Origin of the sequence: Neobacillus drentensis, assembly GCF_036965425.1 — a bacterium.
GTDB classification, from domain to species: Bacteria; Bacillota; Bacilli; order Bacillales; family Cytobacillaceae; genus Neobacillus; species Neobacillus drentensis_F.
Genome location: NZ_JBALPP010000020.1, coordinates 23,353 through 30,112, shown reverse-complemented (window position 1 = coordinate 30,112; position 6,760 = coordinate 23,353). Strand labels below are relative to the sequence as shown.

Annotated in this window: 7 protein-coding genes; 6 read left to right on the top strand and 1 reads right to left on the bottom strand. The window is 41.9% G+C overall.

Going from position 1 to position 6,760, the window contains the following annotated elements; all coding sequences use genetic code 11:
• Positions 1 to 201 precede the first annotated feature (201 nt).
• The 6 genes from V7161_RS05695 (at position 202) to V7161_RS05670 (ending at position 6,488) form a co-directional block, all read left to right on the top strand.
• Positions 202 to 1,647 (top strand): ethanolamine ammonia-lyase reactivating factor EutA, encoded by a 1,446-nt coding sequence (locus V7161_RS05695; protein WP_335442999.1) that lies wholly within the window; start codon positions 202 to 204, stop codon positions 1,645 to 1,647.
• Complete coding sequence (locus tag V7161_RS05690; protein WP_335442997.1) at positions 1,622 to 2,983, top strand: ethanolamine ammonia-lyase subunit EutB; 1,362 nt, start codon at positions 1,622 to 1,624, stop codon at positions 2,981 to 2,983. Before V7161_RS05695 ends, V7161_RS05690 begins: the two co-directional genes overlap by 26 nt.
• Positions 2,984 to 2,999: 16 nt before the next feature.
• The gene (gene eutC, locus V7161_RS05685; protein ID WP_335442995.1) at positions 3,000 to 3,863 is read left to right on the top strand and encodes an ethanolamine ammonia-lyase subunit EutC; all 864 of its coding nucleotides are present in this window, start codon (positions 3,000 to 3,002) and stop codon (positions 3,861 to 3,863) included.
• Between the two features lie 46 nt (positions 3,864 to 3,909).
• Positions 3,910 to 4,047, top strand: coding sequence for a hypothetical protein (locus tag V7161_RS05680; RefSeq protein ID WP_335442993.1), 138 nt, complete (start codon positions 3,910 to 3,912; stop codon positions 4,045 to 4,047).
• Between the two features lie 15 nt (positions 4,048 to 4,062).
• Positions 4,063 to 5,598: an amino acid permease gene (locus V7161_RS05675; protein WP_335442992.1), complete on the top strand. Its 1,536-nt coding sequence runs from the start codon at positions 4,063 to 4,065 to the stop codon at positions 5,596 to 5,598.
• A gap of 170 nt (positions 5,599 to 5,768) precedes the next feature.
• Positions 5,769 to 6,488: a DsbA family oxidoreductase gene (locus V7161_RS05670; RefSeq protein ID WP_335442990.1), complete on the top strand. Its 720-nt coding sequence runs from the start codon at positions 5,769 to 5,771 to the stop codon at positions 6,486 to 6,488.
• Positions 6,489 to 6,535: 47 nt separating this feature from the next.
• Here the strand turns inward: V7161_RS05670 and V7161_RS05665 are convergent.
• Positions 6,536 to 6,760, bottom strand: a 225-nt coding sequence (locus V7161_RS05665) for a hypothetical protein (protein ID WP_335442988.1), incomplete at its 5' end; no start/stop codon positions are given.

The following is a 6,760-nucleotide window of genomic DNA, read 5'->3' as shown; positions in this document are numbered from 1 at the left end:
GTGGTTTGGACATTTTTCGAAGATGTTTGGACATTTTTCGAAGATGTTTGGACATTTTTTATAAAGGTTTGGACAATTAGACATTTTATTCCAAAAATTAACCGAAAAATGATGAGATGTCAATCAACTCAATTCTGAAAATAGTCAAAACAATTGGAATAATATGGTGCGAAACTAGAACGAATTAGGAGGTGACCACGCTTGAACAATAAAGTAATAAAAAGTGTAGGAATCGATATCGGCACGAGTACGACTAAATTAATGATGAGCGACTTGACACTCGGACGGGTGTCAAGTCAGTTTGCTCTGCCGCATTTTGATATTATCGAGCGTAAGGTCACCTTTGTAAGTGAAATCCTTTCAACACCACTGATAGATGAAGAGGAAATCGACCTAACTCAATTAGTTGCTTGGCTAGAAAAAGAATACATTCAAGCGGGCTTAACCATTTCCGATATACATTCTGGGGCTGTCATTATTACGGGTGAAACGGCTATTAAAAAAAATGCCGATGCCTTGATTCATTATTTATCCGAACGGGCGGGGGACTTTGTGGTTGCTGTTGCGGGTGCCAGCTTAGAAGCAGTTTTAGCAGGAAGAGGTTCAGGCTCCTATGAACATTCCATAAAGACTAAAGGGATAGTGGCAAATATTGACATTGGCGGCGGTACGGCCAACGTGGTTCTTTTTCAGCAAGGAAAAGTACTTGAAACAATTACGTTTCATGTTGGAGGAAGATTAATAGAAATCAATCCGTCAGGCAAAGTCTTATCTATCTCACCTTCCATAAGACCGTGGCTTTTTTCGAAAAATCTTCAACTAGAAAAAGGCAGATTATTATCGTTAACCGATTTAACAAAAATTAGTACCGAACTGGCAGTCGATATGCTTGATTGTTTAGCTGGAAAAAAATCAATCCATTCATTAGATTCATTGGTTCACAGTTCATCTTGTGAGGCATTGCCAAGGATTGATGAAGTAATGATATCCGGAGGAGTAGGACGGCTCACCTTAGCAGGACCTCCATCTTCTATGGAAGAGGCAGCGAAATATAATGACTTTGGTCCCTTGCTGGCAAACAGCATAAATCAAAAATTAAAAGATTACCATTTCCGGGTCATCAAGCCTCTGCAAACCTCAAGGGCAACTGTCATCGGTGCAGGGATGCAAACGACCAAGATCAGTGGGGCAACAAATTCAATCCAAGCGAATCGTTTGCCGTTGCGAAACATTCCCGTTATAAAAATATCTCTTTCAGTCGAGGAGATTGAACGAAACCTTTTAATGGGAAAGGAAATGTTTGGTAATACTGAACGATTACCCTTTGCCATTGGTTTATCTGGGGCAGTATATTTAACCTATGAAAAAATGAAAGATCTTTCCCTTGTCATTGGAACTCTTTACAATAAGTATTTTCCTCGTAGTGAGATTCTAGTAATCATCTGTGAAAATGATATAGCAAAGGCCTTAGGACAGGCACTAAAGCTCCAATTTGCCTTCGATGTTATTTGTATCGATCAAATCAATATTGAACATGGTGATTACATTGATATTGGCGAACCGTTAACGGAAACGATAGTGCCGGTTGTCGTCAAAACGCTGGCATTTAGAGGTGAAAGCAATGAAAACAAAAATAACTTTGCTTAATAAAACGTATCAATTTAGTAATTTAAAAGAAATCCTCGCTAAAGCTAATGAAGAAAAGTCTGGTGATCAGCTTGCGGGCATCGCGGCAAAGGATGCACAGGAACGGCTCGCCGCACGGCACCTCTTGGCTGACTTAACCCTTAACGATATACGAAATAATCCAGTCCTCGCGCCCGAAGAGGACGAGGTATCGAGAGTAATAGAGAATTCAATCAATGAAAAAATCTATCAATCAATTGCCAACTGGACCGTTAGTGACTTGCGTGAAACCCTTCTTTCCGATACCACAACCAATATAGAAATCACTCGCCTTAGGAAGGGCCTTACTAGCGAAATGGTCGCTGCCGTCACGAAAATAATGTCCAATTTAGATTTAATTCAAGCTGCATCGAAAATAGAAGTCATATCTCAGTGCAATTTTCCAATAGGATATAAAGGAACCCTTTCCGGAAGGGCGCAGCCAAACCATCCAACTGACTCCATCCAGGGCATCAAAGCATCCCTTTATGAAGCATTGAGCTATGGAATCGGCGATGCCGTCATTGGCATCAATCCCGTGAATGATACTGCAGAAAGTGTAAAGCAAATTTTACAAATGACTAAAGAGGAAATGGACCGCTTACTAATCCCTACGCAAAACTGTGTGTTGGCTCATATCACCACACAAATGCGAGCGATTAAAAACGGGGCACCGTCCGATTTGCTGTTCCAAAGCTTAGCGGGAACGGAGTCAGGTAACAAGGCTTTTGGAATATGTGTTGAATTGTTAGATGAAGCAAATGATTTAATTCAAAAAGAAGGAACGTCAGCTGGGCCGAATCTCTGGTACTTTGAAACAGGACAGGGTTCGGAGTTATCATCGGATGCGCATCATGGCATTGACCAAGTAACACTTGAAGCGAGGTGTTATGGACTCGCTAAAAAGTATCACCCTTTTATCGTCAACACAGTTGTCGGATTTATTGGTCCAGAGTACCTTTATAACAGCAAACAGGTAATTAGGGCAGGGCTAGAGGATCATTTTATGGGGAAGCTGCAGGGGATACCAATGGGGGTCGATGTTTGTTATACGAATCATATGAAAGCCGATCAAAATGATATGGAAAACCTTGCGATTCTCCTTGGTTCTGCAGGGGTCAATTTCCTCATTGGTGTGCCAATGGCAGATGATTGCATGCTCAATTATCAATCCACGAGCTTTCATGACATCGCTTCGGTAAGAAGCGTTCTGGGTTTACGTCCGGCTCCTTATTTTGAGAAGTGGCTGGAGAAAATGGGTATTATGGAAAACGGCAAATTAACAGGGCGTGCAGGAGATCCGACGATATTTATGTAGAAAGGAGGGTTCAAGAATGAATGAAGGTCAAATTGAATTAATTGTTCAAAAAGTAATGGAACAGCTGCAAAAAAGGTTTACACCCGACCATAATATTGCCAGGGAGAATGTAAAAGAAATTATCGAAAAAGGTTTAGTTTTTTCAGAACAGGATTGGAGGACATCGATTCCACAGCCAGTCTATCAGGAAGGAGTGGCGGAGTTGACCGCCTCGACGCCCGCTCGAATTGGAGTTTGGCGAACAGGCACCCGGCCCTTAACGAAAACGATGTTAAAGCTGCAATTCGATCATGCCGCTGCCATCGATGCGGTTGGCAGTGAGGTCTTGGAAAAATACTTAGTAGAATTCGATTTATTTACAGTTGAGACGTGCTATGAAAATAAAGAGGTTTACCTGAAAAGGCCAGATAAAGGGCGGGTGCTTACGAACGCTGCCGTTGACACTATCAGCAGCCGCTGCCAAAAGCGGCCTCAAGTTCAAATTGTTGTTTCCGATGGACTGAGTGCCAGTGCTGTTGAGACAAACCTTAAAGATGTTTTCCCTGCGCTGATAGATTCTTTGAAAATAAACAATCTTTCATATGGAACTTCTTTTTTTGTCAAAGGGGGAAGGGTTGCCTGTATGGACCATATCGGTGATATTCTCGAGCCAGAGGTCCTCGTGCTTTTAATCGGCGAACGTCCTGGGCTGGTATCGGCAAGCTCGATGAGTGCGTATATGTGTTACCGGCCGCGAAAGGGGATTATTGAATCAGACCGCAACGTCATCTCTAATATCCATCCGCTTGGTACCACGCCAATAGAGGCAGGCGCTCATATAGGAACCGTTCTACGAAGAATGATTGACCAAAAGGTGAGCGGTGTGAAATTAGAGTTATAGTGTAGGTTGTCGGCCATGGGAAATTGGAAGGGAAGGAGGGGAAAGAATGGGGGTTGTGATTGGATTTGCTTTAGTGTTGTTAACACTGGCAGCTGGTACAGCCATTGGTGTAAGGGCAAATAAAAATGTCAGAGCCTTTAATGATGGAGAACATGAAATTTTCGTCGGCAGGGATGACAAATAGAAGGGAGCGAAGGGAATGAAAAATAAAAACCAACAATTGTTGGAGGACCGAAAACAGCTCAATCGTTATGGCTACGCCCAAGAATTGCTGCGTGATATGGGTGGGTTTTCGAACTTTGCAATTTCTTTTTCTATCATTTCCATTTTAACCGGTGCTGTCTCCCTTTATGGACATGGGCTGCTTTATGGAGGCCCTGGGATGATGGGATTTGGCTGGACAATCGTCGCTTTTTTCGTCCTTCTCATCGCGGCTTCCCTTTCGGAGCTGGCATCAGCCATTCCGACTGCAGGTGCTTTGTATCATTGGGCCGCTGCCTTGAAGGGAACAAGGATTGGCTGGTACACCGCATGGATTAACTTAATTGGTCAAATTGGCATTGTTGCTGGAATCGATTACTCTGTTGCCTTATTCGCCGATCCGCTCCTTGCAGGAATCTTCGACTATTCTTCTACCGATACTACCACTCTAATAGTCTTTGGCGCCGTTCTCCTTTTACACGGAATCCTCAATCATGTCGGAATCAAAATCGTTGCAAAACTTAATGATTTTTCTGCCTGGTACCATATGATAGTGGTAGCCATCTTGGTTGTCAGTTTAGCGTTTTTTACAAAAAATGGATTGCAGCCGATTGATTATTTGTTTAAAGTCGGGCAAACTTTTTCCGATAAACCCTATTTTCTTGCTTTCTTAATTGGATTATTACAAGCACAATGGACTTTTACAGGCTACGATGCATCTGCACATACGATCGAGGAAACTGTGCACCCGCGGGTTCGTGCGCCATGGGGGATTTTTAACTCGGTTGCCTTTTCGTTCGTGTTTGGTTTTATCATGCTTTCCTTCGTTACGCTTTCTATCCATGATGCCAGCGGTGCGGTCAACTCTGATAATGCCTTTATTTATGTCATAAGCCAGGCATTAGGCGGTACGTTTGGCAAAGTCGTTCTTTGGCTCGTCACCTTCGCGATGTTTTTTTGCGGCTTATCTTCCATCACGTCGTTCTCACGGATGATGTATGCTTTTTCCAGAGACAATGGAATGCCACTTAGCCGTCACTGGGCAGAAATCAGCCGCAAATACCGTACCCCGGCAAAAGCCATTTGGCTTTCGGTTATTCTTTCCTTTGTTCTAGCATTGATTGACTACATCACAAAGCTGATTAACCCAGATGTCGGGTACTCCACAATTGCTTTTTTAACCGCGGTTAGTGTGGTGGGATTGTATGTCGCCTATGGAATCCCGATTTATTTAAAGCTTAGAGCAGAGTCAAAGGGAATCTTTTTACCGAAGCATTATGGACCTTGGAGCCTTGGAAAATGGAGCAAACCAATTAATATTATCAGCTTGATTTGGATTGTGTTTATTTGTATCATCATGGTTATTCCTCCAAATCAAATGGCGGCATACGCACTAGGAGGAATGTTTATTCTATTGCTGATTATGGATTTTGGCTATTATAAAAAGAACTTTAAGGGCCCACAGGCTGCCCTTGAAAAATCAATTGATGAGATTAGAAGATTGGAAGATGAGTTTGAAGGTGAAAATGATTAATTTCAATGTAAAAAGTGCCTTTCAAAATGAAGGGCACTGTTGTTCTTTAATACAGAAGACGTCACCTCCGAATTAATCATATAACTTTTTTACATATGAGCATTTTAATTGGATTTGGTTCACGATGTGTTACTATAAAATCAACCCAAGATAATAATGAGGTGTCGAATATGAAAATTGAGGTATGGTCTGATTATGTATGTCCATTTTGTTATATAGGGAAACGCCGATTAGAAGAAGCGCTAGCACAGTTTCCAAATAAGGAGCAGGTGGAAGTTGAATTTAAAAGCTTCGAGCTTGATCCTAATTCTCCAAAGAATATTGGCCAAAATATTCATGAGGTACTTGCCAAGAAATATGGTATGAGTATTGAGCAGGCAAAGCAGGCTAATCAAAGTGTTGCTCAGCAGGCAGCAACGGTTGGTTTGACCTTTAACTTTGATGAGATGAAGCCGACTAATACCTTTGATGCCCATCGGTTAGCGAAATTTGCTAAAACAAAAGGGAAAGAAGCGGCAATTTCGGAAAAACTTCTTCAAGCTTATTTCACGGATTCAAAGCATATTGGAGAGAATGAAACCCTAGTAGAAATCGCAGTAGAGGCAGGTCTTGATCCTCAAGAGGTCTTGAACGTATTAGCAGATAAAGACTCATTTGCACAAGATGTAAGATTTGACGAGTCCTTAGCTCAGCAATATGGAGTTCGTGGCGTACCTTATTTTGTTCTAAACCAAAAATATGCTATTTCTGGTGCCCAGCCTATTGAAACCTTTAAGGGTGCGCTCCAAAAGGTATGGGAGGAAGAATCAGCTTCAACGGTGCTGCAGGATTTGTCTACGGATGCCGATGTAAGCTGCGAAGATGGCAGCTGTGCCATTCCTGAAAAATAGAATAAATAAAGATGGGAAAGGGGTCTTTGGCTCCTTTCCCTTTTTTACTAGAACAGTTTCGGAATCTTATCCTCTACAGTTTCTTTTTCTGAAATAATTCTGATTATTACTTCTATCCCAGCATTTTTTAATCTCCCAATTGCGGTGGCAAGTAGTGTGACATCTTTTTCTAGACGTACAGCGTCTTGAAGTGTGTCTCCTAGAAGTATTTCTTCTTGAAGTATTTCTTCTTGAAGTATTTCTTCTTGAAGTATTTCTTCTTGAAGTGTTTC

Coding starts and splice junctions, on each gene's coding strand:
- V7161_RS05690 (WP_335442997.1), top strand. CDS start 1,622: ATGAAAACAAAAATAACTTTGCTTAATAAAACGTATCAATTTAGTAAT.
- V7161_RS05680 (WP_335442993.1), top strand. CDS start 3,910: ATGGGGGTTGTGATTGGATTTGCTTTAGTGTTGTTAACACTGGCAGCT.
- eutC (WP_335442995.1), top strand. CDS start 3,000: ATGAATGAAGGTCAAATTGAATTAATTGTTCAAAAAGTAATGGAACAG.
- V7161_RS05670 (WP_335442990.1), top strand. CDS start 5,769: ATGAAAATTGAGGTATGGTCTGATTATGTATGTCCATTTTGTTATATA.
- V7161_RS05675 (WP_335442992.1), top strand. CDS start 4,063: ATGAAAAATAAAAACCAACAATTGTTGGAGGACCGAAAACAGCTCAAT.